20 protein-coding genes are annotated in these 23,746 nt (G+C 42.4%); 4 read left to right on the top strand and 16 right to left on the bottom strand.

What is annotated here, in order from left to right; all coding sequences use genetic code 11:
* Positions 1-27 precede the first annotated feature (27 nt).
* Positions 28-1,206 (bottom strand): outer membrane protein transport protein, encoded by a 1,179-nt coding sequence (locus MMA19_RS08775; protein ID WP_240206003.1) that lies wholly within the window; start codon positions 1,204-1,206, stop codon positions 28-30.
* Positions 1,207-1,639: 433 nt separating this feature from the next.
* On the opposite strand from MMA19_RS08775, the gene MMA19_RS08780 reads away from it, so the two are divergent.
* Positions 1,640-1,966 carry a hypothetical protein gene (locus tag MMA19_RS08780; protein ID WP_240206004.1) on the top strand — a complete coding sequence of 109 codons (327 nt, stop codon included), beginning with the start codon at positions 1,640-1,642 and terminating at the stop codon, positions 1,964-1,966.
* Positions 1,967-2,137: 171 nt separating this feature from the next.
* Here the strand turns inward: MMA19_RS08780 and MMA19_RS08785 are convergent, their stop codons facing one another.
* From MMA19_RS08785 to MMA19_RS08825, 9 genes are all read right to left on the bottom strand, one after another.
* The gene (locus MMA19_RS08785) at positions 2,138-3,304 is read right to left on the bottom strand and encodes a glyceraldehyde-3-phosphate dehydrogenase (RefSeq protein ID WP_240206005.1); all 1,167 of its coding nucleotides are present in this window, start codon (positions 3,302-3,304) and stop codon (positions 2,138-2,140) included.
* Positions 3,305-3,794: 490 nt separating this feature from the next.
* Complete coding sequence (locus MMA19_RS08790) at positions 3,795-6,242, bottom strand: fused MFS/spermidine synthase (RefSeq protein WP_240206006.1); 2,448 nt, start codon at positions 6,240-6,242, stop codon at positions 3,795-3,797.
* 34 nt (positions 6,243-6,276) lie between these two features.
* Complete coding sequence (locus MMA19_RS08795; RefSeq protein WP_240206007.1) at positions 6,277-7,398, bottom strand: BatD family protein; 1,122 nt, start codon at positions 7,396-7,398, stop codon at positions 6,277-6,279.
* Positions 7,391-8,929 (bottom strand): VWA domain-containing protein, encoded by a 1,539-nt coding sequence (locus MMA19_RS08800; protein ID WP_240206008.1) that lies wholly within the window; start codon positions 8,927-8,929, stop codon positions 7,391-7,393. Before MMA19_RS08800 ends, MMA19_RS08795 begins: the two co-directional genes overlap by 8 nt.
* A complete protein-coding gene (locus MMA19_RS08805; protein ID WP_240206009.1) occupies positions 8,929-9,906 on the bottom strand; it encodes a VWA domain-containing protein in 978 nt (325 codons plus the stop codon). Before MMA19_RS08805 ends, MMA19_RS08800 begins: the two co-directional genes overlap by 1 nt.
* On the bottom strand, positions 9,903-10,424 hold the full coding sequence (locus MMA19_RS08810) for a DUF4381 domain-containing protein (RefSeq protein ID WP_240206010.1): 522 nt from the start codon (positions 10,422-10,424) through the stop codon (positions 9,903-9,905). Before MMA19_RS08810 ends, MMA19_RS08805 begins: the two co-directional genes overlap by 4 nt.
* Positions 10,424-11,356, bottom strand: coding sequence for a DUF58 domain-containing protein (locus MMA19_RS08815; RefSeq protein ID WP_240206011.1), 933 nt, complete (start codon positions 11,354-11,356; stop codon positions 10,424-10,426). Before MMA19_RS08815 ends, MMA19_RS08810 begins: the two co-directional genes overlap by 1 nt.
* A 4-nt stretch (positions 11,357-11,360) precedes the next feature.
* Positions 11,361-12,323, bottom strand: coding sequence for a MoxR family ATPase (locus MMA19_RS08820; RefSeq protein WP_240206012.1), 963 nt, complete (start codon positions 12,321-12,323; stop codon positions 11,361-11,363).
* 61 nt (positions 12,324-12,384) lie between these two features.
* On the bottom strand, positions 12,385-13,962 hold the full coding sequence (locus MMA19_RS08825; RefSeq protein ID WP_240206013.1) for an arylsulfatase: 1,578 nt from the start codon (positions 13,960-13,962) through the stop codon (positions 12,385-12,387).
* Between the two features lie 312 nt (positions 13,963-14,274).
* Here MMA19_RS08825 and MMA19_RS08830 point away from each other — a divergent pair, with 312 nt between their 5' ends.
* Complete coding sequence (locus tag MMA19_RS08830; RefSeq protein ID WP_240206014.1) at positions 14,275-15,183, top strand: HAD family hydrolase; 909 nt, start codon at positions 14,275-14,277, stop codon at positions 15,181-15,183.
* Positions 15,184-15,288: 105 nt separating this feature from the next.
* On the opposite strand, the gene MMA19_RS08835 is transcribed toward MMA19_RS08830, so the two are convergent.
* The 6 genes from MMA19_RS08835 to MMA19_RS08860 are packed head-to-tail and all read right to left on the bottom strand — an operon-like array spanning position 15,289 to position 21,300.
* A complete protein-coding gene (locus tag MMA19_RS08835; protein ID WP_240206015.1) occupies positions 15,289-16,395 on the bottom strand; it encodes a BatD family protein in 1,107 nt (368 codons plus the stop codon).
* Positions 16,395-17,918: a VWA domain-containing protein gene (locus MMA19_RS08840; protein WP_240206016.1), complete on the bottom strand. Its 1,524-nt coding sequence runs from the start codon at positions 17,916-17,918 to the stop codon at positions 16,395-16,397. Before MMA19_RS08840 ends, MMA19_RS08835 begins: the two co-directional genes overlap by 1 nt.
* Positions 17,911-18,900 (bottom strand): VWA domain-containing protein, encoded by a 990-nt coding sequence (locus tag MMA19_RS08845; protein ID WP_240206017.1) that lies wholly within the window; start codon positions 18,898-18,900, stop codon positions 17,911-17,913. Before MMA19_RS08845 ends, MMA19_RS08840 begins: the two co-directional genes overlap by 8 nt.
* Positions 18,897-19,415, bottom strand: a complete 519-nt coding sequence (locus tag MMA19_RS08850; protein ID WP_240206018.1) for a DUF4381 domain-containing protein — start codon at positions 19,413-19,415, stop codon at positions 18,897-18,899. Before MMA19_RS08850 ends, MMA19_RS08845 begins: the two co-directional genes overlap by 4 nt.
* Positions 19,412-20,338, bottom strand: coding sequence for a DUF58 domain-containing protein (locus MMA19_RS08855; protein ID WP_051868432.1), 927 nt, complete (start codon positions 20,336-20,338; stop codon positions 19,412-19,414). Before MMA19_RS08855 ends, MMA19_RS08850 begins: the two co-directional genes overlap by 4 nt.
* Positions 20,338-21,300 (bottom strand): MoxR family ATPase, encoded by a 963-nt coding sequence (locus MMA19_RS08860; protein ID WP_239922244.1) that lies wholly within the window; start codon positions 21,298-21,300, stop codon positions 20,338-20,340. The genes MMA19_RS08855 and MMA19_RS08860 overlap by 1 nt, the downstream gene beginning before the upstream one ends.
* A gap of 279 nt (positions 21,301-21,579) precedes the next feature.
* Here MMA19_RS08860 and MMA19_RS08865 point away from each other — a divergent pair, with 279 nt between their 5' ends.
* Together MMA19_RS08865 and MMA19_RS08870 are read left to right on the top strand one after the other, a co-directional pair.
* Positions 21,580-23,226 (top strand): arylsulfatase, encoded by a 1,647-nt coding sequence (locus tag MMA19_RS08865; protein ID WP_240206019.1) that lies wholly within the window; start codon positions 21,580-21,582, stop codon positions 23,224-23,226.
* Positions 23,227-23,287: 61 nt separating this feature from the next.
* Positions 23,288-23,644 (top strand): hypothetical protein, encoded by a 357-nt coding sequence (locus MMA19_RS08870; protein WP_038231201.1) that lies wholly within the window; start codon positions 23,288-23,290, stop codon positions 23,642-23,644.
* The last annotated feature ends 102 nt before the right edge of the window (positions 23,645-23,746 follow it).

Below are 23,746 nucleotides of genomic sequence, written 5' to 3' on the forward strand. Positions count from 1 at the left end.
TCAGTAGGTTATTATTGGTTTTCATCGCTAATAGTCGTAATCTAACTGCACAGAAAAAAACTGATTCTTTTGCTCATACCTGCCCTGAACACCAATTAAGTTTTTACTTTGTTCGATGTTTCTCGAACCATAATCGTTATATTGATAAGCCACATTAACGGCAAGAGCTGCGTTAATTTGATAGTTCAAACCAACGCCAACATTGAAGATATCGTTAACAGGTAAGTCAGGGTACAGCTTAGTATCGTCCGACTGAGGGTTAGTCGCGTAGCTCGTCCCAAAGTCTAGGCGATAACGTTCGTTTATGTGGTACCTTCCACCTAGAGCAAACGTGTAAACATTGTCAAACTCTCGATTATAGACGCCCTTTGGTATGCCAGAGTCTACTTCCACATAAGTAACGTTATAGTCACCCCAAAACTCCATTCCCACACTCCAAGCTAAATCGAACTTGGCGGTTAACTGATGAAACCCTGACAAATCAAGCTGCGCGGCATTGGGAATGTTCAAGCCCACGCTTCCCGAAGACCCATTAATACGAGTGTAATCTCCAGCTAAATCGTGTTTAATCTCTGAGCGATAAGCAAATCCGAATTGATCTTTCTCAGTAGGTTTAAATAAAAGCCCAGCATTAAATCCTGCATTCCAATCATCGGCGGAAATATTGATACGCTTGTTTAACACGTGCTCTTCTACCGTCATATATTCCACAGCTATACCAAGACCTACCGCCCATTGAGATGAAATTCGATAGGAAAATGAAGGATTCAGTTGCACAGACGTGAGGCTCACGTCGTTAAGCTGAGCACTCCCTTCCCAATTTGTTCCATAGTCCAACGATGCACCACCTGGGGCGGTAAGAGAAAACCCGATGGCTGTGCCTTGTTGCAGTTGCTTAACAATGAAGAAATTACCATAGGGCATCACTGACCCTGAATCGGGAGCATTGCCAATCCCAGATTGAGAATAATAGTCCACATCGTAAGCCATTACACCAAGAGAGGCGCTCAACGCATCTTTGCCTAAAACACTCATTCCTGCAGGGTTGGTATAAGCAATTGTCGCATTATCCGCAATCGCAGCACTCCCTGCTCCTGAGAGCGCCAAATTTCCATCACTTAATGCAGGAACGAGGATTACTGCTGATTTAGACGTCGCAGTTAAAACTAGTCCTGTCAGAGCCAAGCTAATTTGCTTCACCTTCATAAGCATACCCATATGAATCGTTGTAACTCTAAACTAGTAGAGATCTTCACGATCTCAACTCATAACTTCAACATCGTAGATATTTGCTCTCCTTGGGCACTGTCCATGTATTGGGAATAATATTATTGCTTAATATTATTAACACCTTAGTAGTGGTTTTACTCACTAGGCTACACCTCAAAAGAGATGGTGGTAAATCAATTCAATTTGGCTTTTCAAATAACAATAAAAATTAAGTAGCCAGATTTTAACTAACACCTATACTAATTTTGTCTTTGATTCTATTTCAGTCAAAACACAACAAATAATTAGCAACGAGAGGTTTTACATGTATAAATCTAATCTTATGTACTTAACTTGTTTATCACTATCCTTATTATCAACAGCATGCACAACAGGGCAGTCTACAAACGAGAAAACTATGGACTCATCTATGAATTCGTTACAACAGGAAACACTAGTCGTCAACGACTTTGGTTATGAGATTCAAACAGGTGATGACATTAGAACGCAATTTGATGCCTACCTAACACCTGTATATAGAGAAACATATATTACTTCAGAACAAGCAAAAAAAATGAATCTAAAACCAGGCTATACATTTCATGCATACGATTTTCAATCCATTGATAAGTTAGACAAAAAAATCGCTGATAAAGTAAAAAAAGACAAGCCCATTTATTTTACGGTTGACTACTATAAAAATGTTGTCGGTGATGATGACCATACAGAATATAACGCAAAAGTGACGTTTTATTAGAACAGTTATTATTGCTAGAATTTATGCAACATCAGTTATAGGTATTTCTTTTAACCAACATTGAAGATGCCTATAACCCCTCTTAGATATATTCACCCGCGCTGTTATCATGTTAATAACGGATATCGTTGAGTGCTGTTCAATTTTGGATTGTCGACCTTAATTCAACATCTAAAACCCAGTTCCTACTTGAAAATAGATTGCATTGTCATCTCTACTGGTAGCAATATCAACCCCTGAATGCAAGCCATATCGCCTTGCCATCAGGTACCGGAAACCAACCCCGTAAGCATATTGAATATCATCGGAAAAGAGCCCACTGGTTGATGACGATGCCGCCCCCCCTCCTCCAAAGGTAAGTAACGACCAACGAGGTGTCATTTTCCAAGTTAACTGAGCCTCGACGCTTGCCGTGACATTACCTTGATATCGATTACGAGGGATCCCTCTTAAATCAATGAATGGGTATGCTGGAGGCGGTAAGAAACGCTCATCAGTGAATACTTCATTAAACAAACCTTTAAACCCTAAATTAAAAGAATCTCCCAAAGGGAAGTAGTGTATTCCACTAGCGGCTAGAAGGTTGAAGTCATAATCACTACCCACTACGCTATTAAACATCGTATATTCAAGAGTATAGTCTCCCCCTTCTGTTGGATAAAGAAAAGCATTCTTTGTATCATACTCTAAATTCAATCCGAGCCCAGACACAAAAGGAGATGTATTGACCCATCGTTTAAGAATATCTGAGGCACGATTCGGCTCACCCACTTTGAATGTGGGGCTGAAAAGCCGCTGTGCAGCACCAATGAATAAGGGAGAGTCACTGACTCTAAACTGCAATTTTTGCATCACACCATACCCCAGCATCTCCAATTCAACGCCTTGTGCGTTACTTTGAGAAAAAGGAGCATAAAAGTTCATATAAACATCTCCATAAAACAACGCGCCCTGGTAACGAATAGAGTCTTTCCCCCAAGTATGACGGTGAGCCAGCATGCCCGCTTTTGTTCCATTATCGGTAGCGATAGCACCCACCAAGGTTATTGCAGGGGTCAAAAGTTTAGCTCCACCATCAACCGATTTTAGCGCTAACGCTTTACGTTTTTCTTTGGCCTCTTCTGATTCATGAAGAAAAAGTCCTACGATACCACCGCCATAACCAACTGCAGGCTCAGTGATCAAAACGGGAACAGGAAGAAACCCATACGCGTTTTCTGCAAGATAATCACCGACATCAAATTTCCCATCAATAGGATCAACGAAAGAGGTGGCCCATGTATAGGATGAAAAAGTACACACCATTACCACTATCAGTCGGTAAAAACGATATCGCATTGTCGAGAATCCTTTCGTTACGGGTATGTTTAGAAACGAAGTGAGATAGCTAAATACTGCACTATCGTTACAGGTCATAGCATCAAGTGGTGGATTAATTTAAATGCCTAAGAATGCAATCATGATAAGGACTGTTTTCATGCTTACAGAGCTCCACCCACCTCTGTGGCCAAAACACACGAGTCGTTTGATTAATCTCAATACACTCCATTGAGATGTTTTGAAACACTAAGCTAGCTCCAACCTCAAACGAGTCTTGACTATTTAAATAGCATCTTTGTTGCAATTGACCAGACTCAGCTAGCTGATAAACCCAGTTCTTTTCTCTAGGTAGATTAAATGCCTCAAAAAAGCCCCGATTCGCCTCAAGCGTCGTCTTTTTCTCTAGTTCCGTCGCCTTTTGTTCATCAGGCACTGCGGAAGATAGACATGACCAAAGGGTCACTAACGCCACCACTATCGTGTTATAAATTTTCAAACGTTGGCGCTCCTAGCTATCTGGTTTAAACCAAATGAAATATTCGTTATTTGGGTCCTGCTTCAATACCCAATTCATATACTCTAACCAGATATCGGGCTGTTTTTCATAAGCCGCCATTGTCGCAATATAAAAGGCCACTAATTTATCTTGCTCCAATTTAGCCTGAGCGGCTCGTTCCTCTTTAACCGTTGGCACTAGGGTAAACAAATTAATCAATTCAGGCATAACTTCTGTAATAACAAGCTCATTTGTCCACTCGTCAAACTCCAGTAATGGGTAGTCATCCGTAATTAGCGGTGTATCAGTGTGCGCGAACTGTTCAAGTTCCTTTCGGCCTCCCACATAGGTCGCTAAAAGAGACTCGTAACTACTGACGCCCACCTCTAACAAAGAGGCCTCAATCATAGGGTTAGAGGAGAAAAAGTTTGAGGCTTGATCAAAAGAGAGGGTTTGAGGTTCGTCGGATCCAACCAACAACATTTCATGAACCTCAGTACTCCACAGCGTGACATATTTAAAGTTGTTAAGCATAGTTGCGACAATTGACCTTGACGCCTCAACACTTTGTGTAGCTATAGGCCACCACTGTGCCAACACTCCAGAGTCGGATAGACGCTTTTTCGCCAGTTTGTAAAAATCATCTGAGTACAGATTAGACACTCCCGATGCGGTGGGTGGTGGTGGCTCCAATGTAATGAGGTCGTATTTAGCGCCACTCCGACTTAACTGGTGTCGCCCATCCCCAATAAATACATCGATGTCCGACGGCTGATTTGTTGCTAAGTAGTTTCCTTGGAAAAAACGAGTAGCTTCTCGCACTTCTGGCAACAGTTCAAATACATGCCTTACTTCCAAAGACTCTATATTGGTTAGCGCACCAGCCGTTATGCCTGTCCCTAAGCCTATCACCAACGCTTTTCTTGGCGGCTTAGGTGAAACCAAGGCCGGGATGTAACTTTGAAGGCGCATGTATCGAAGTGAGGCCATAACATCGCCTGTATTCGATACACCTTGGATGTAAAGACGACGAAACTTGCGCTTTCCTTCACCCTGCTCAATCACAGCGACAGTGTTTCCAATACCTTCCTTAAACCACAGGAGATTTCCACCTTCCTTCGCCACAAGCATTTCGGATAAACGATTCTTAGGAAGCACAGCGGTAGCGACAATAAGGAGTGTACATGTCGTCACAACTAATAAACGATATTGAGAAAAACGAGTAGCACAAACCACTACCAATACGATAAGTCCACTGAGGACTTTAACCGTATTTATTGCCCCAATTAAGGGAACCAACCAAAATCCAACCACAAAGGTCGCAAGTACCCCAGCGATAGTATTGAATCCGAGTAACTCACCTGAAAAGCGTGCATGTAACTGCTCATTTTTCTGAATTTTCAGCGCTAGAACAAAAACAAACCCAAAGAAAAAAGCACCAAAAAACACAAAGAAAAAGGCAATGAAGATAAAGGCAATGGCATTTGATGCCATTGCCTGTCCAACAGTTTCAAAAACGAGAGATTTTATTGACAACTGTGTCTGCCATACGGCCTCGTTAATAAGTAAATACGGGAGAATCGTGGCTATCATAGCGCTCAACATAACAACTAGTAATGCGGCATAACTTTTTTCTGGCGACATTTTTAGGCGGTTAGCAGTGAAGTTCCCCACCATTAAACCTAATAGCAAAACACTTAATATCGTGGCATAAGCGAACGAGCGAGTGTTCATATATTGAACGACCGTTTGAATCCATATGATTTCCATTCCAATAGCAACAAATCCTGACGTCGCATAGAGTGCTATTAATGTTTTTCTATACACAATATGCCCCTGCTTATTAGCAGAAGTATCTGCGACTGGTGCATGCGTCTGAGTGATAAGGAAGTAGGAGGTCATTGCCAACATTAAGTTGACTGCAACAACAAGCCAAATAGAATGAATTATTCCCAGCAATGGCATCAGTATGCTCGGGGCGCTAAGTGCACCAATGACGGCACCTAGGATGTTCATACCATACAAAGTACCTGCAATCGTCTTCTTTAGCTCTATCTCTAACCAACGAATTAACAGTAAAAGAGTGCCGCCCATAAAAAAAGGAGGGAAAGCCAACAGCAATGAATAAACCAGAAGTGCCTTATCTCCCAATATGTCCTCAAGAGATAGGTAGGGGTCGATGCCCAAATACAAAACACTACTTACAATTAGCGCGCTCAGAGCAACGCATACTTCGAGAGAAGCATATCCAAGACTTAAGTTCTTAATTCGATTGACATATCGGGAAAAACACAAGGAACCAAGACCGACTCCTAATAAGAAACCACCGATGACAATACTCGTGGCATACACATCAATCCCAATAACCAGAGCCAACTGCTTATACCAAAGGGTCTGAAAAGCTAAAGAGCAAAAACCTGATACAGCGGCAAATACACTACCTACTACTATTGGCTTCATACTAGAATCATCCTGATTACTTATTATCTGTTTGTTATTGTTGCCTATTTTTAAGTTTAGAGCGGCTAAATAAAAACGCCACCCGTTCTTTGATTTTAACCCTCTGATTGTCACTGAAAGCCTGCTCCATCACCTTCTCTCTCAGCGCATCATTACTACACACCTCCGTATATAAATTAATATTCTTAGTGTGACGAGTTTTATGGCGATACCACAGACTCAACCATCCCAGGCCGCCGCTAAATAAATAACGAAAGACATTCCTTACCATGCTAATGACAGTGTTGTGGTAACGATAACCCACAAGGAGAATAGCAGTGACGGCAATGAGGATAGCCCAGTGATTCAGTAGAAATTGTTTTAGACTAAAACCAGCATCCACTTGCAATGGCTTAAACTGATAGCTTTCCAGTTCCTGCACGGAAGGCTTCCACCATCTCAGCGTTTCTCCTCCCAAGTGGTAGCGACCACTTTCTTTGATGGTGTAAGTTAAAGTCTGCTGCAGCTCTGCAAAGTTATCGTTACGACTGTTCACATCCTGCAATTGTGGACTGCCTATTTGAATGGTGTAATGAGCGCTCTTATTAGGTACAAAGTCGGGAAATATAAGACTCGTACTTTCTTCAGCATGTATGACTACCTTTCTTGTTACAATATCGCCAACCTTATAATTTGGCTTTTGACCATCCCAAGTCTCATTGACATCCACGTGGTCCGACACCAAAATATCCCCCAATTGTTGGGTTTCAGTGGGCTGTGACACGACTAACGTAAAAGCTTGCGTTTCAAGTTTACTATCCTTGCCCTCGACTTGAGTGGTGATGCTCAGTGATGGGATGGTCAACACGCCAACGTGAGTTGGATAGATATCGACAGTAAACGTTTGACTAACGTACTTAACACCTTGGTAATCGGTGAACGACGACACCACGTCTTTATCTTGCTGTAACACAAGCGCATGATTAATTGCGGGAAGCCTATATACAGGCCCGTTCGTGAAATATGAATCCGTTAGTACACTCACGGACATAGCGACCCGTTGATTGACCGCAACCATCTCCTTGTTATCTAAATGAGTCAACACCAATGTACTTGACTGCCCCTGCGATGAAAAAAAGAACAGCAACAGGCACAACCGCATCTTTACTTTATTCACTGGACTTTCCTCGGTTAAATTCGTTTAAAAACTTTCTTCGAATAAAGTCTTCAGGATCTTTGCTGACGTCTCTCAACCATTTGTCGGTGGCCGCTTTATTTGCCAACACATCCTGTGCTTTGAGTGAAGACACGGGGCGAACCCCTATGACCGTCTGTTTCTTGCCATTTGCAATTTCATCTTCATCAGGAGGCGGCTTGGATTCATTTTGTTGTGGAGGGCGACTATCATCATAAGACTGACTGAGGCGGTCAATTTTCTTGATAATACCCTCGACTATTTTTAGGTTATGTTGAGCCTCTTTATTGTTCGGCTCTATAGCTAACACCGCTTGATAATAACTCTGTGCTTTCTTGTATATGCCTCTCTGAGCCAAAGCATTCGCCGCATTGTAAGTGCCCTCCACCGAACCCACATTGACAAAGCTCTTTTCAGCACATTGGAATTTTTCTTGGTAATAACAACTGACCGCTCGCCACTCTTCATTTTCAAAAAGGGATTCTGCACTTTTGTAATCCCCAAAGTACATATAAATCATGGCCTGCTGGTCTTTAGTTAAAAATACGTCTTTTATGTTAGCTTCAACATACGGTGTCCAAAGAAAGGGAACCATAACAAACCACGAGAACCTTAATGCCCACCCTTTTCGAAACCACAATGAGCTCAAAGCAACAATGAACACCAATAACCAGTGTGATTCATCCGCCAACCCTTCTGACGAAGAATGACCTCTCGCTATAAGTTCAAACAAGCTAGTCCTGAGCGTTAGAATGTCAACGTTTGACGAGCCTCCATCATAACGGTTAGAAGAGATCGACTTAGCGACCTGCTCTCCCAGAGGGCCAAAATAGATAACATGACTAGTCACTTTTTTCTGACTTAAATAAGTCTTCAGTGTTTGTGGATCGTCTAGGCCGCCATCGGTCAAAAATAGCATATCGATTGACTCAGAGTCTTCAGGCAGTGTTGTTGACATCAGCCTCTCCAAAGATGCGACATCCCCTCCATTTAATGGCATGACTGATGGAGACAAATAAGACAGGTAAAGTAAATCAATCTTTGCATCGTCTGTGAAGGGCACCAGTTGATGTGAAGACCCTGAAAATGCCACAATACTGACAGGTCTTGAGACACCTGATTGCAATAACTGCTCAAGCAGCAATTTTGCTTTATCCAGACGTGAGGGCTGCACGTCCGTTTTTCGCATACTGTTAGACACATCAAGAACAATAAACAGGGGCGAATTGGGATAATACGTTGAGGATTTTGGCGCCCAAACAGGTCGAGCAAGTACGAATGCCAACAAAAGCATCACTACTAAGACCACAAAGGAGGGCGTCAAAATTGAAGTTCGCCTTGAAGCTTTAACAGTCAGTAGCTTCAGTAAATGCGGAGCAATAGCGCTACTTTTTTCGCTTCCAACGCGCGCTTGCCAAAACAAATAACAAGCCAGTAGCGCTATCGGAATAAGGAACCACAAGAACGCAGGTGAAAGAAAGAAAATTGTGGTGCCAAAAAGTGTTAACGCCATTATAGTTTTCTCCATGCACTAACAATCAAATACACCCACATCAACAAGTTAAAACTCATCACCAAGGTCAAAATATAGGGATACAAATAAAGGTAGTTTGGTGTAGTCGACATTTGAAATTGACTTGGTGCGATGTTATTGATTTGAGATAAAACATTCGACAGTGCATCGTTATCCTCTGCCTTAAATGCGCTTCCTTGTGTAAGGTGTGCGATAGACTGCAGCGTTTTAAAGTCCACTCTATCTTGGCCTTGCTTTTGTTCAACATTGCCAATAGCCAACGAATAGATTTTTATCCCTCTACTTTTTGCCACTTTAGCGGCTTCTACTGGCGGCAGTACGCTAGCGTTATCACTGCCATCGGTCACCAAAAGCAGCGCCTTTTCCTGTACTTTCGAATGTTCAAATGCTTTGATAGACAGTCCTATGGCATCTCCAATCGCCGTTGCGGAACCTGCTATTTCTACGTCCATACTGACAAGGATTTCGCGCCAAGAGTTTAGCTGGTCAGTAAACGGCACCATCAGATATGCGCCACTACCAAACACAATGAGCCCTAACCGGTCCCCTTCTCGTTGCTTAGAAAAACTATCCATCAAGGATTTTAATCCCTCCCACCGAGACACCAGTTTACTAGGGGCTACCTCAAAGTCTTTTTTGTTCATTGACTTTGACATGTCTATCGCCACCATTAAGTCTCGCCCTGATTTCTTTTCTGTGGTCGGCTTGCCCACTAACACAGGCTCAGAAACACAAAGAACAAGCAACGCCCAGGTTAACAACAACGACCATTTTTGAAGACGCTTTCTTCTGTCAACTTTGGAGATACTGGAGCCTTTACCACCATTAATCTTTATGACCTGTTCATAGAACGGCGCTTTTATGACGGAGCGGCTTCGACGATAAGGAGGGATAAGGTAGTACACCGCAACGGGTAGAAAAAACAGCATCAACCACCAAGGTTGCAGTAACATCATGAGCTTTTCTCCTCACGATGGTGCTTAACCCACTGGATCGCCATCGATCGACATTCTTGCCGTATTTCTATATCACCAGGGTTCAACATTACTCCCGCATACTGCTCTCGCTCTAAAAACTGGATCATTTCCGCTGTGAACTTAGCTTTATTTGAGTTCATTGTTTGGTTTAGGAATTGCCGCCAAGCTTCACCATATAAAGCCCCTCTGGCGCGTTTAGGAAAAGCACTAATGGCTGTCTGTTTCAGGATGTGGTTGAGCTGTCCATTCAAAGATTCATCATTAATGTGTTTCAGCTGAAACAGAGCGGTTCTTCGATACGCATTTCGTTTCCAAGCTTTGTAACATCGAACAATCACAAAGCACGTTATCAACACAAAAACCAGCACTAACAGCTTAGCCCCTATTGTTTGCGGCGCTAAACTCACCACGTCGGGCAAGACAATAGTCTTAAATCCTTCAGATTTGAGTAGATAGTTTCCAAAATTCTCTGGTTGAGGTACATCCAATGTCACCATCACGCTTTCCCTGTTATGAGTTTTGAAAGCTGCTTATAGGGCTCGTCTATCGTATCCAACATAGCAAACGAGAGCCCACTCCCACTTAATAGCTTTTGGATCTGCTCTATTTTTGCTTCGTTTTCTTTGCGAAATGACTCCATTGCTTTTTTCGACGTCGATAAGGACACTTGGGTAATACCATCGCTAATCGCTAGGTCAGTCGCTTGGCTGTAGTCAACCTCCAATGGGTCATACACGAGAAAAAAGAGGACATTGTGTTTATGAGTGATCAGTTTTAGAGTATCGAGCATAACAAGGTCGATACTTTCTAGGTCGCTGATCACCACCAAGGTTCCATTGCTACTCAGTAGCCGAGTCGCGTCACTCACTATCTGTTTGAAGCGCAGATTAGCATCAGCTTTCTCAATCGCGGTGGATTTGTTAACTTCAAGCAAAGCTTGGTTAGATTTGACTATGACATCGAGATAGCGAGTAAACGGTTTCACTCCTCGCTTAGGGGGCACTACTTGATGACCGTGCTTATCGACTACGATGCCGCCAACTCGTTCGCCCTGCTCTAAGAAATGAAAGCCGAGTAGCGCTGCTAAATGTGCCGCCACAACCGACTTGGTATAAACCTTGGAACCAAATAGCATGCCTTCATTTTGGTTGCAGAGGATGACGGTCGGTTTATCCGTTTCTTGTGTGAACACTTTGACAATTTGCTTACCTGAGCGAGACGAGGCTTTCCAATCAATATCTCTTGGATTATCTCCAAAATGAAACGGTCGCAGCTCATCGAAGTTATACCCTTGCCCCTTGAGTTTGGATTGAGCTCGTCCAGAGAACATTCCCCCACTTCTATAACGCTCATCAATCCTCAGTTTTTTACTTTTGTTTCTTAAGTGGCGCAAAATATCCAAAGTGATATGCAAACGTTCATCCATCATTCAATCACCGTAACGAAACCCATTGCGTAAGCTCTTTAATAACCTCTTTGGACGTAATGCCATCAGCAATAGCATCATAGGTCAGTATGAGTCGATGCCCTAAAATGGAATCTATTACCGACAACACATCGTCTGGCTCAACATAATCCCGCCCTTCAAGAAGCGCTTTAACACGAGCAGCCTTATCTAATGCAATAGAGCCTCGAGGACTAATACCAATGTCTATCCATTTCGATAATGAAGAGTCTGGGAACAGCGTCAAGTCGCGTGTTGCGTTGATCAAATCAACAATATAGTGCTCAATGGACTCAGAGGTCCGAATGGAGGTTAACTGATGACGAGCACTGTATATCAGCTCTGGCGAGACTTTTGATGGGGCTGTTGTTTGATTTTCTTCACCCTTGACCAACTGTAAAATCTTCAGCTCATTCTCAGGTGTGGGATAATCGACAACGACTTTCATCAAAAACCGATCTAATTGAGCCTCTGGAAGTGGATAAGTACCCTCCTGCTCGACGGGGTTTTGCGTGGCTAGTACCAAAAAAATATCAGGAAGTGGATGAGAAGTTCCATTAATGGTGACTTGCCTTTCTTCCATAGCTTCTAGAAGCGCAGACTGCACTTTAGGAGGTGCTCTGTTGATTTCATCAGCCAAAAGAATGTTGGTAAACACCGGACCTGAATTAAAAGTCATCTGGTTAGTACTACTGAGCGTCTCGTAACCTACTACATCAGAAGGCATGAGATCGGGAGTGAACTGAATTCGATTTAAATCGACGGATAAACTCTTTGCTAAAGAACGCACGGATCGTGTTTTAGCGGTACCAGGCAGGCCTTCCAGTAATATGTGCCCATTCGCAATAAGACCAATAAGCATCGACTCAACAACATGTTGTTGTCCAATAATTTGCTTACCAAGAGAGTGGGAAAGGGATTGTAGTTCTGATGCAGTACTTTTCGTGTCCATACGCTACCAATTAACTTAATCGATGATGCTCCTTGAGAAACAAGGAGCACCGACTTAGGCCCTATTTGTCTTTGTGCTCACCCATAGCTTCAAGCTTATAGGCATTGTCTTTCAAGTCTTTAAGAGACCATGAGCCTGGTTTTTGCGAGGCAGGAAACTCCTTAAATGTCATCACATACTCTTGCATGTGTGCCATCATGGAATACATGAATGGAATTTGATTCACCCACCAATCGCCGTACGTTGTTGAGTCGTACGGAGCTCGTTCAAACGGATCCATTTTCAAATCCACTGGCATTGGTGTACGAAGCCATGTGAATGGTTCAGCCCAAAGTTCGAGACCATTTCTATAGCCCCTCTGCTCGGCAAATGTCCATTTCAGCGACATTTCTTGGTCACCCGCTGTCACGTCATTGCGAACCGCGACTGGCTCTGCTTCTGAGGTATGATAGATGAACCATTTTCGTGGTGATTCATCCACTTTACCTTGTAAATATGGAAGCACGTTGTAGCCATCTAGGTGCACTTTGAACTCTTTGTTATTGGCCTTATAACCCCCTTTCAAGAGTTTTTCTTTAATATCTGGTTCACCTGCTGCTGCAAGAAGCGTGGGCATCCAATCAAGGTGTGCCACCATACCATCTAACACTTTACCGCCTTTAATGCCTCCATCAGTCCAGCGGATCATAAATGGAACACGGTATGCACCTTCATATTGTGTCTCTTTTTCTGCTCGGTATGGTGAGATACCGCCATCAGGCCAAGTATTGGTTTGAGGACCATTGTCCGTGCCATAGATAACAATGGTGTTATCTGCTATCCCTTTTTTATCTAGATAATCAAGAAGCGTAGCGACATGATTTGAGTGTTCGACCATACCATCGTTATAAAAGCCTCTTCCTGAAAGTCCTTTTGACTCAGGTTTGATATGCGTGCGAAAGTGCATTTTCGCAGCATTCCACCAAACGAAGAACGGCTTACCATCGGCTTGCGCTTTATCCATGAACTTCATCGCACGCTCAGTAATATCATCATCGATGGTTTGAATACGTTTGACCGTTAATGGCCCCGTATCAACAACCTTGCCATCTGCGGTCGCATGAAGTACCCCACGTGGTCCAAATTTCTTTTTAAATTCAGCGGATTTAGGGTAGTTCGGATACTCAGGCTCTTCCATCGCATTTAAGTGGTAAAGAAAGCCATAAAACTCATCAAAACCATGCTTATTAGGCAACATATGGTCTTGGTCACCCAAGTGGTTTTTACCAAATTGACCCGTAGCGTAACCGTGGTTTTTTAGAGCTTCCGCAATGGTAATGTCATCGTCTGTCTGGCCTTGAGGAAAGCCTGGCATACCTACTTTTGTCATCCCTGTCCGAAGACCACTTTGCCCTGTAATAAATGAGGAACGTCCTGCCGTACAAGACTGCTCACCATAGTAATCCGTAAACTTTATTCCCTCATTTGCAATACGATCAATACCATCGGTGGTGTACCCCATTTGACCACCGCTGTATGCACTGACATTCCAAAGACCAATATCATCCCCCCACATTACAAGAATGTTGGGCTTTTCAGCAGCATGTGCTGCTCCCAACATAGTGGTAGCAAGGAGACCTGCCAAAATAACTCTCTTCATAGATAAACTCCATTTCAGCTAATAGAACCAGTTTAAGAGTAATTTCTTAATCACCAGTTAACTGAAACCTAGGACATGAAGTTGATAATTTCTAGAAAAAAGCTCAAGACAAAGACATTCATTCTGACGTCGAGTTTGTCTAAAGAGAATACGCATTAATATCGATACGAACTTGTAAATTCAGTCATACTGTACAATATTTCCACTTGGTTAAGTGATTAAGAGGAATTGATTTTGAGACTAATAAAAATAGCATTAAGCCTTCTTTTTATAATCATAATCTCTATGCGTTTGGCGCAAGCTGAGCAATCCTTGGCTAATTGGCATGATACCGCTCTTAAGCAACATATTATGGATTTTGTTGCTGATAGAGTCGATGAATCCAGTGCTCAGTATAGACCACCGGAAGAGCGCATCGCGGTCTTTGATAATGACGGTACTCTTTGGAACGAAAAGCCTACTTACATTCATTTTCAAGCAGTCTTTCATACCTTAGGCGAGCAACTTAAAAGAGATAAGAGTCTCGCGACAAGGCAGCCCTGGGCAACGATTGCAAGTGGTAAACCAGACCTTTCTCATTACGGTCAGTTATTTGATATAGAGAGTTTTGGCTTAGATAGCATCGTCGAACAATTGCTTGGTGTTCCCTATTCCGGGATGACGAGCAGTGCCTTCACGAAACACAACGAGCAGTTTCTAAAAACATGGAAACACTCTAAATATGATGTGGGATATCAAGATTTAACTTACGCACCAATGAAGGAGCTGATAGATTACTTACATCAAAACCAGTTCAAAGTATTTATATTCACTGCAGATGAAGTTGATTTCTTGAGGCCGCTTAGCCAACAACTTTACGGTATTCCACCAGAAAGAGTATTTGGGACTTCTATTAAACACGACTTAACCTTCGAAAGTGGAATTGGCGTATTAACTCGCTCTGCGCAGCCACTTTGGATTAATAACTGGGCACATAAATCTGAACTCATCCAGCGTACATTTGGTGAGTTAGTCCCAGTAATTGCTGTTGGCAATTCGAACGGAGACCAACAAATGCTTCATTATACCGCTAGCCATGGCGGCTTATCTTTGTGGCTACACCATGACGACCCAGAACGTGAAGATAAATACGACAAGCACACAGATGAATTGCAGAAACTAACAAGCAAAGGACTTATAAAACCGATTAATATGAGTACAGAATGGAAAGTAGTATTTTGATTAAGGTTAAGCACTTCTGTAATAGCTATTACTTTTTTTTGTATTTACATAGCGTTCATTAACCCCGGTTGTCACTTAGAGCAACTGGGGTCAATAACGGACTATTTATAACGTCATGTATGCTTTAAATCTCTGCCATTTCCCAACGGGCTTTTCTCGCCTAAACTGTTCTTTTAATACATCTTTTAAAACTCGTTCATCACTAGAAGCATCGATGAGTAACATAAAAGATTTATCACTTGCTTTCGAATAGCAACTATTAATCCAAGTGGCATTTTGTCCAAAAAACAATCGTTTTAACCTTAGTGTTCTTTTCGAGTTTGTTTTGGCGCAAATGACTCCGCCCACGCTAGCGATTAATGCTCCGAACAGACCAATCAACCACTTAGTCAATTGTTTATAATCAAATCCACCAGAATCAATAGCATGGTGCTTCGCGATCCAACTCTGCTTCACTTTCTGGCTAGGGTTCCACCAAAATAACGCTTCTCCTCCTAGTGAATAGTGCCCGGGCTCATCAATGCTATAGCTTATCTTCTGAGTAAGGGTTGAATAATGCTCTCCTCGAGTGTAATTGGATGAAAGTTGAGGCTCAGATATCGATATACTTATCCCGTTTGGAGCCAGTGGTATAAAATCTGGCATCATAAAAGTAGATGTATCATCTGCTTTTATTGTTACGGTTCGTTGTATTATGTCCCCTTTTTTAAACTGTTCATTTTGTCCTACATTCGTAGACCATTTATCGGTTACTGTAACCGCTGGAGAAACTAAGTAGCCAGACTTGCCCTTCATAGTGGCAGGAGCATTCACCATAATTGCCATCGGTTGTGTTTTATGGTGCGTTTTTACCGAATTCCCCCCATCTCCAGCAGTGAGTAGCGTCACATCTATAGATGGTATAAGGTACACTCCTTCATTATTAGGGTATACCTGTATGGACCAACGTTGACTGGTATATTTCTTCCCATCTACATAAGAAAAGCCAGATAGAACAGACGTTTGTTCTTGCTTAACCATTGCGTCTGCCACATAAGGTACTGAGAACTCTGGACTGTCTACAAAATATTGATCTGTTGTAGCAATAAACTCTAGGTTCACTTGCTCACCGGGTACAACATTTTGCTTATCTATAGAGACGGATACGTTTGCCGCTGAAATAGCAGGCATAGAAACTAATAACGATAGTAGTAATGACATCAATCGGTACATCAGTTCAACTCCCGGTTATATTCATTCAGAAATTTCCGTCGAATAAAGTCTTTAGGGTCACGACTAATATCTCTTAACCATTTATTTGTCGCTGTCTCATTCCTCAACACATCTGAAGCTTTAAGCGTCGAATGAGGGACTTGCCCTAGCGATTTTCGCTTAGCACCATCCGATATATCGTTAACATCTTTAGGCGGCGGTGGTGCATCTTTAGGTGGCGGGTGTTGATCATGCTGATTTTCACTAAGTAGCTTCATTTCAAGTAGAATTGCATCTACCTTGTCAAGGTTCTGCTGAGCTTTTACATTATTTGGGTCTACTTCTAGCAGAGCTAAATACAGTTGATGAGCTTTTTTATATCTTCCATCCTGTGCGGCTGCATTAGCCATATTGAAAATCGCTGTGGCATTACCTATTTTGGCAAATTCTTTCTCTGCACATTTAAAATTTTCTTGATAGTAGCAAGCGACCCCTTTCCAGTTAGGGTCTTGGAATGATTGCTCTGCTTGTTGAAATTTACCCATATACATTAGTACCATCCCCTGCTGGTCCTTGGTCATAAGCCAATCTAACGCACCAGCTTCAGCAGTTTGACTGTGAGGAAGCAGTAATAACAGACAAAGAGTCCATTGCAATGTCCATCCTTTTCGAAACCATAACGCTACAAAGATTGACAATATAATGATCAACCAGTGCGACTCATCCTGCCAGTGATTGCCTTTTGAGCTCTTTTCATGGAAATTCAGAAAGTAATTTCTAAGCGAGTTATCACTTATCGTCATATCTCTTCCATCAAATGAAGTAACTGTTAGGTTCTTTGCCGTTTGCAAACCTAGTTCATTGAGATAAAGCACCGCCGCTGTTATGTGATGTTTTTCGATAAAAGACGTTAACTGTTGCTCTCCTGAAGAAACGCCATCAGTGACCAACAACAATTGAGATTCATCTAACTTCAGCCCTTTGGTGTTATTTAATCGCGCTATCAGATTGGATAAGTCCCCGCCATCCAAGGGCATCACGTTTGGCGCTAAGTAAGATAGATAGAGCGTCAATAAATCCTGATCTGATGACGGTGGTAACAAAACATGGCTACTCCCGGCCATTGCTATTATCGATATGGGACGATTCATTCCAGTTTGTAGCAGGTGTTTTACGATCAGCTGTGCTTTTAGATTTCGACTAGGTGGAATATCTACCTTATTCATTGAAGATGATTCATCCATTACAACGTAAAGTGGTGGATTGTCTTGTGATGAGGTATCTGCAACTTGCCAAACTGGTTTAGACAACGTGCCGATAACAATCAATAGAACAATTGATGCCGCCAAAATAGGCCCATATCCTTCTTTTTTATTAGGTTGTTCTACTAGCTCCGAGAGCAAATGTGGTGCGATTGCTGTCGTCGATATGGATAATTTATTGTGGCGCTTTTTGAATAAATACCCGATCAAGGCAATGAGTGGTAGAACCAACCATAAATACTCTGGTGCTAAAAAGTAGAATGCTCGGAAATAATCAGCCATGTGAACTCCTCGTTCTCCATTCAACAACAGACAACCCAAGCCACATCACGGCATAATAGAAAAGAAGGCTAGTTAGAAGATATGGGTAAAGATAGATATATGGTTGAAAGCTGCTTTGTTGATATTTGCTTTGCTCAATCTGGTTAATTTGTTGCAACACAGATTTAAGGGCATCTTTGTTCATTGCCAAATAGTTTTTTCCACCCGTTAAAGCGGCAACTTGACGTAAAGTGTTCACATCAACTTTGGCATTTTCGTCCTTCGTATCAGGATTGCCCATCGCAATTGTATAGATTTTAATATCACGTGTTTTCGCCACTTTTGCTGCCTCAACCGGCGGTAGCTGACTTGACGTATCGCTACCATCAGTGACTAAAATCAAGACTTTTTGTTTTGCATCAGATTTATCAAAAGCGCGTATACTCAAGCCAATTGCATCACCAATAGCTGTCGCAGGACCGGCAATCTCAGTTTCCAAACCTTCAACAACTTGTGTCCACGTTTCTAATTCCTGAGTAAAAGGCACTTGTAAATAGGCGCCGCTGCCAAACACGATCAAACCCAGACGGTCTCCTTGTCGCTTTGCCCCAAACTTCCACATGAGTTTTTGTAGTGCTCCCCATCGAGACGATAGCTGCCCGTCTTGCTGAGGAAAGTCAATTTTATTCATAGACTTCGAGAGATCTAAAGCAACCATTAAGTCTCGAGCAGACTTTTGTTCCGTGATTTTGTCCCCAAGAATCACAGGCTGAGCCGCACACAAAACCAATAAGCCCCATGTAATTAACAGTGATATTTTCTGTACTTTAGATCGAACAGGAATGCAGCTGTTTTTTTGCGCACTCTTGTTCGTAGTGTCTAGCACTTTCTGGAAAAATGACACTCGCACAGCACTTTCGCTTTCTCGATACGCAGGCATCAAGAAATAGACTAGCGGTGCAACTAATCCCAAGAGAAGCCACCAAGGTGTTAATAAAGTCATAAAGAGACTCCTTTTTCTGCCCCATGGTGTGCAATCCAATCTATAGCGGCACTTAAACATTGTGAGTTGAGTTCAACATTCGACGTCCAAACTCTTGGATTCTGAAACGCAATGGCTTCAATATGTTTTTGAATAGCCTTAGTAAATATTGTCGTCTTTGCGGATGAATTTAGAAATTCGTACCACTCTTGCCCAGTTAAGGTGCCTATAGGTAAGTTTGGATAAGCAATAGAAGCGACCTGGCGCAATTCGTTTGGAATGAGCGCAATACCCTGCTCCAACGGCAACCTATGGAGCAGTGATATCGCTTTTCGTCGATATGCATTAGCTCGCCATTTGTGAATCTGCCACCAAATAGTAAGGGCTAATATCACTACAAAACATAGGATCAAGCCCCAAGCAGCTGGGGTTTTTGGCGTCAACGACACGTACTTAGGCATGATGATGCCGTTAAAACCCTTTAACATATAATTACCAAAGACTTCTGGTTCAGGGATCTGATATGTAAACATCATCCGCCCTCTCTTAGAAGCTGACTTAACTGAAGGTAGGGTTCATCAACAGTATTAAACAGACCAAAAGGTAAACCAGAGTGATGAACCGAACGGCGAACTTTAGCAAAGTGCTCATTAGATGCAGTTTGATATCGCAGTATATCTTGAGCGTTGTTATCAAGTTTTATTTGCTTTGAACCATCACTAATTAGCAAGTCAGATGCCGACTGGTAATCCTGTTCCAGCAAGTCGGTGACGAGAAAGACCATCACGTTATGCTTTATTGACAAACGTTTAAGCTGGTCAAGCTCTTGATTTGTCAGCGCCAATCCATCTATAACTAGTACTAACGTACCACTGCTGCCTAACAAAGGAGTGTAAGTCGTCAACGTTTCTTGAAGCGGAACAAACGCGGGAGCTTTCTCTTTAGGTGAGTCGCGTAGAGCTTGATTTAGTGTCGTTATATCAGATATGTAACGCAATATTTGAGATGTCGTTCGTGATGGATATTGAACTAAAGTTTGGTTGGCACCCATGGTAATTCCACCAACACGATCTCCTTGAAGGTGCAGTAACCAAGCGATTAGCGTAGCAAGTTGCGCTGCAACAACCGACTTCATGTAACGTTGGCTACCGAAGAACATATTTGCACGTTGGTCACAAAGTACTAAAGCAGGTCTATCCGTCTCTTGGGTAAAAACTTTGGTGACACGACCATTCGCTCGCATACTCGCTTTCCAGTCAATGTCCTTAATATTGTCACCAGTTCGATATGTTCGGAGTTCTTCAAAACTCAGCCCTTGCCCACGAAACTTGGAACTATTTTGGCCCGAAAAGATACCGTCAGGCTTGAACTTCGCATAAAGAGTTAATCGCTTTGCTTTATTTTTGAGGTCCATTAACGTGGCACGATCCACAACTATTCTGGGGTCAGATATAGGCATTAGACAATTTCCACCACGTTAATGAGCTCATCCACTACCGCTTTACTATCAATGGCATCAGACATCGCATCAAAACTCAGAGTAATACGATGGCAGAGTACGCTATGCGCAACCGCTCTAACATCATCAGTGTCAACATAGTCTTTATTTTTGAGAAAAGCATAAGCTCGCGCCGCTTTGTCTAAGGCTATTGTTGCTCTGGGGCTCGCCCCAATTCGAATCCATTTGGACAATTGGCTGGTCTGATATAAGTCTGGGGAGCGTGTTGCCATTACCAAATCTACAATATAACTTTCGATAGAATCAGAGACATAAACGTCTAGAATGGCCTTTCTAGCATCTAGCACCACAGAAGGCTCAACCTGCATTAGTGCTTCCACAAATTGTTGCTCTTTTTTGACAAGCTTTAATATCGCTAGCTCATCAGCACGTTTAGGATAATCAACAACAATTTTCATTAAGAAACGGTCTAACTGAGCCTCTGGTAATGGGTAGGTACCCTCTTGCTCAACTGGATTTTGTGTCGCTAAAACCAGGAAGATTTCAGGCAGTTCATGGCTCTGTCCACCTACAGTGATTTGTCTTTCTTCCATCGCTTCAAGTAATGCAGATTGCACCTTAGGAGGCGCGCGGTTAATCTCATCGGCAAGCAGAATATTGGTAAACGCCGGCCCTTTGACAAAAGACATCATTCCTTCGTCATTAAGAGATTCATAACCCACAACATCGCTAGGCATAAGGTCTGGGGTAAATTGAATACGGTTTAGATCCAGATCGAGACTCTGTGCTAACGAACGTACTGAACGTGTTTTAGCAGTCCCCGGCAAACCCTCTAAAAGTACATGACCATCGGTCAAGAGTGCAATTAAGAGGGAATCAACAACATGTTGTTGACCGATTATTTTATGTGTTAGTGATTCAGATAACGTTTGTATATCTCGGCTAATACTTGTCACTGACATATTTACCTCCAATAAGTTGAAGAGAAAATATTAGCCCTTTAGAAAACTGAGATAAATTAATTGTATTTAAAATAGCATTTAGCAATACTAATCTCATGCAAAACACAACAAAGGCAGCAACAATGCATATAAAAATCAGCACTTTAACCATGATTTAAACTAAGATAAATAATACTTTAAGCATTAGTAATTATTCAAATCACCAAACATCATTAATATTCACCTCAAGCTTAGATGCTGAATGATAATTTAAATCCAAATACATACTGGTGAAGATAAATGAAAATACCATGTAAGAAGACACTATTAACGTCCGCAATGCTCGCGCTATCCGCATTGACGTCTGTTAATGCAACTGCTGCCCCATCAACTCCATCTACACCCACCGAAAAACCCAACATTCTAGTGATGTGGGGTGACGATATTGGTATGTGGAATATCAGCTACTGGAACCGTGGATTAATGGGCTATGAAACTCCCAATATAGATAGAGTCGCCAATGAAGGCGTCGCTTTCACTGATTACTACGGAGAACAATCTTGTACTGCGGGTCGTAGTGCGTTTATTACCGGTCAAGATGGCTTGCGTACCGGAATGACTAAGGTTGGTCTTCCTGGTGCTCCACAAGGCATCGCTGACGATGATATGACGATTGCCGAAGCGCTTAAAGATATGGGTTATATGACAGGCCAATTTGGTAAAAACCACCTAGGTGACAAAGATAAAGACTTACCTACAAATCACGGCTTCGATGAGTTTTACGGTTTCCTTTATCATCTAGACGCGATGGAAGAACCTGAGCATGACTTCTACCCTAAAGATCCTAAGTTTGCCGAGCAATACGGTCCTCGTGGTGTCATCCATTCAACGGCTGATGGTCAAATCAAGGATACAGGCCCATTGACCACAAAACGCATGGAAATCATTGATGATGACGTTACAGCACACGCTATTAAGTTTATGGACAAGGCACAAGCTGCGCACAAGCCATTCTTTGTTTGGTGGAACTCATCCAAGATGCACTTCAAAACGCACCTTAATCCGAAAGACAGAGGTATTTCTGGTCAGGGTTTCTACAATGATGCCATGGTGTCTCACGACAGAAACATCGGCCAACTTCTCGATTATCTTGATGATAACAACCTAACTGACAACACCATAGTCATGTATGGCACCGACAACGGTCCACACTATAACGCATGGCCTGACGGTGCAATCACTCCATTCCGCTCAGAAAAAGAAACTAACTGGGAAGGTGCATGGCGCGTACCTGCATTCGTTCGCTGGCCTGCCGGTCACTGGGATGGTGGTCGAGTACTAAACGGCATGGTTTCTGGTCTAGATATGCTGCCAACATTAGTCGCTGCTGCAGGTAACTCACACATCAAACAAGACCTTCTAAAAGGTGGATTTAAAGCGAACAACAAAGAATTCAAGATCCATCTTGATGGCTATAACATGAATGATTACTTCGCAGGTCGCACTAAAGAAACTCCACGTAAGAGCATTATGTTGTACAACGCCGACGCTCAGATCGTTGCTATGCGCTACTCACAAGACAACTACATCGGTGGCGGTAAAAACCACAGCACGGATTGGAAAGTTGTGTACGGTGAACAACGTGCGAAAACAATGGCTCTATGGGCAGAACCATTCACATGGTTACGTCTACCTAAAATCTTCAACCTTCGCCAAGACCCATTTGAGCGTGCTGATCAAAACGCTAATGGCTACTGGAACTGGGAAATTGACAATGTATTTGTGTTTTATAAAGCTAACCAGTTGGTTAAAGAACACCTAATGACATACAAGGATTACCCACCATCACAACGTCCTGGATCTTTCACCATGTCTGGCGCAAGTGAAACGGTTTACAAAAACTTTGGTATAGGTGCTGGTGGCTCAAAAGTTCAAACTGCTCACTAGACAAAACTCAACTAACGATACAAGGGTGAATTGACGTTCACCCTCTTTTTTGGAGAAAACCATGAATAAAGCAGCTTTAATACTGTTATTGGTCACATCAGCTTGCGCTCATGCAACGACTGCAGATGACTCTAACAGCGCAGTACTAGAAAATATCGCTCGTTTTAATAAGTACGAGCAAACGGCAAAAGAAATGTCTAATGGCCAATCAGATATGGTTCAAATTAGCCAACAACAATACCAGAAGGCACCAAGCCAGCCCCAAATTGTCATGCCTACTACCGCGACATCCAGTAAACAAACGGCCGCACCAACACGTGCTGAGTCTTCTGTTTATCAATCCATCAAAATCTTAATTGAAAGTGGGAACCTTACAGAGAAAGATAAGATGAAGCTAATCAGTGCCTTGAGTTCTTGATTGAGCATACACATAGAGTTGGATTTAGTTTTAGTTAAATAACTAATAAGCACCGCTATTCAATTAATTAGCATTGGACGCCTTATAGTACCCCTATCAACG

The organism is Vibrio sp. CyArs1, assembly GCF_022432925.1.
GTDB lineage: Bacteria > Pseudomonadota > Gammaproteobacteria > Enterobacterales > Vibrionaceae > Vibrio > Vibrio mediterranei.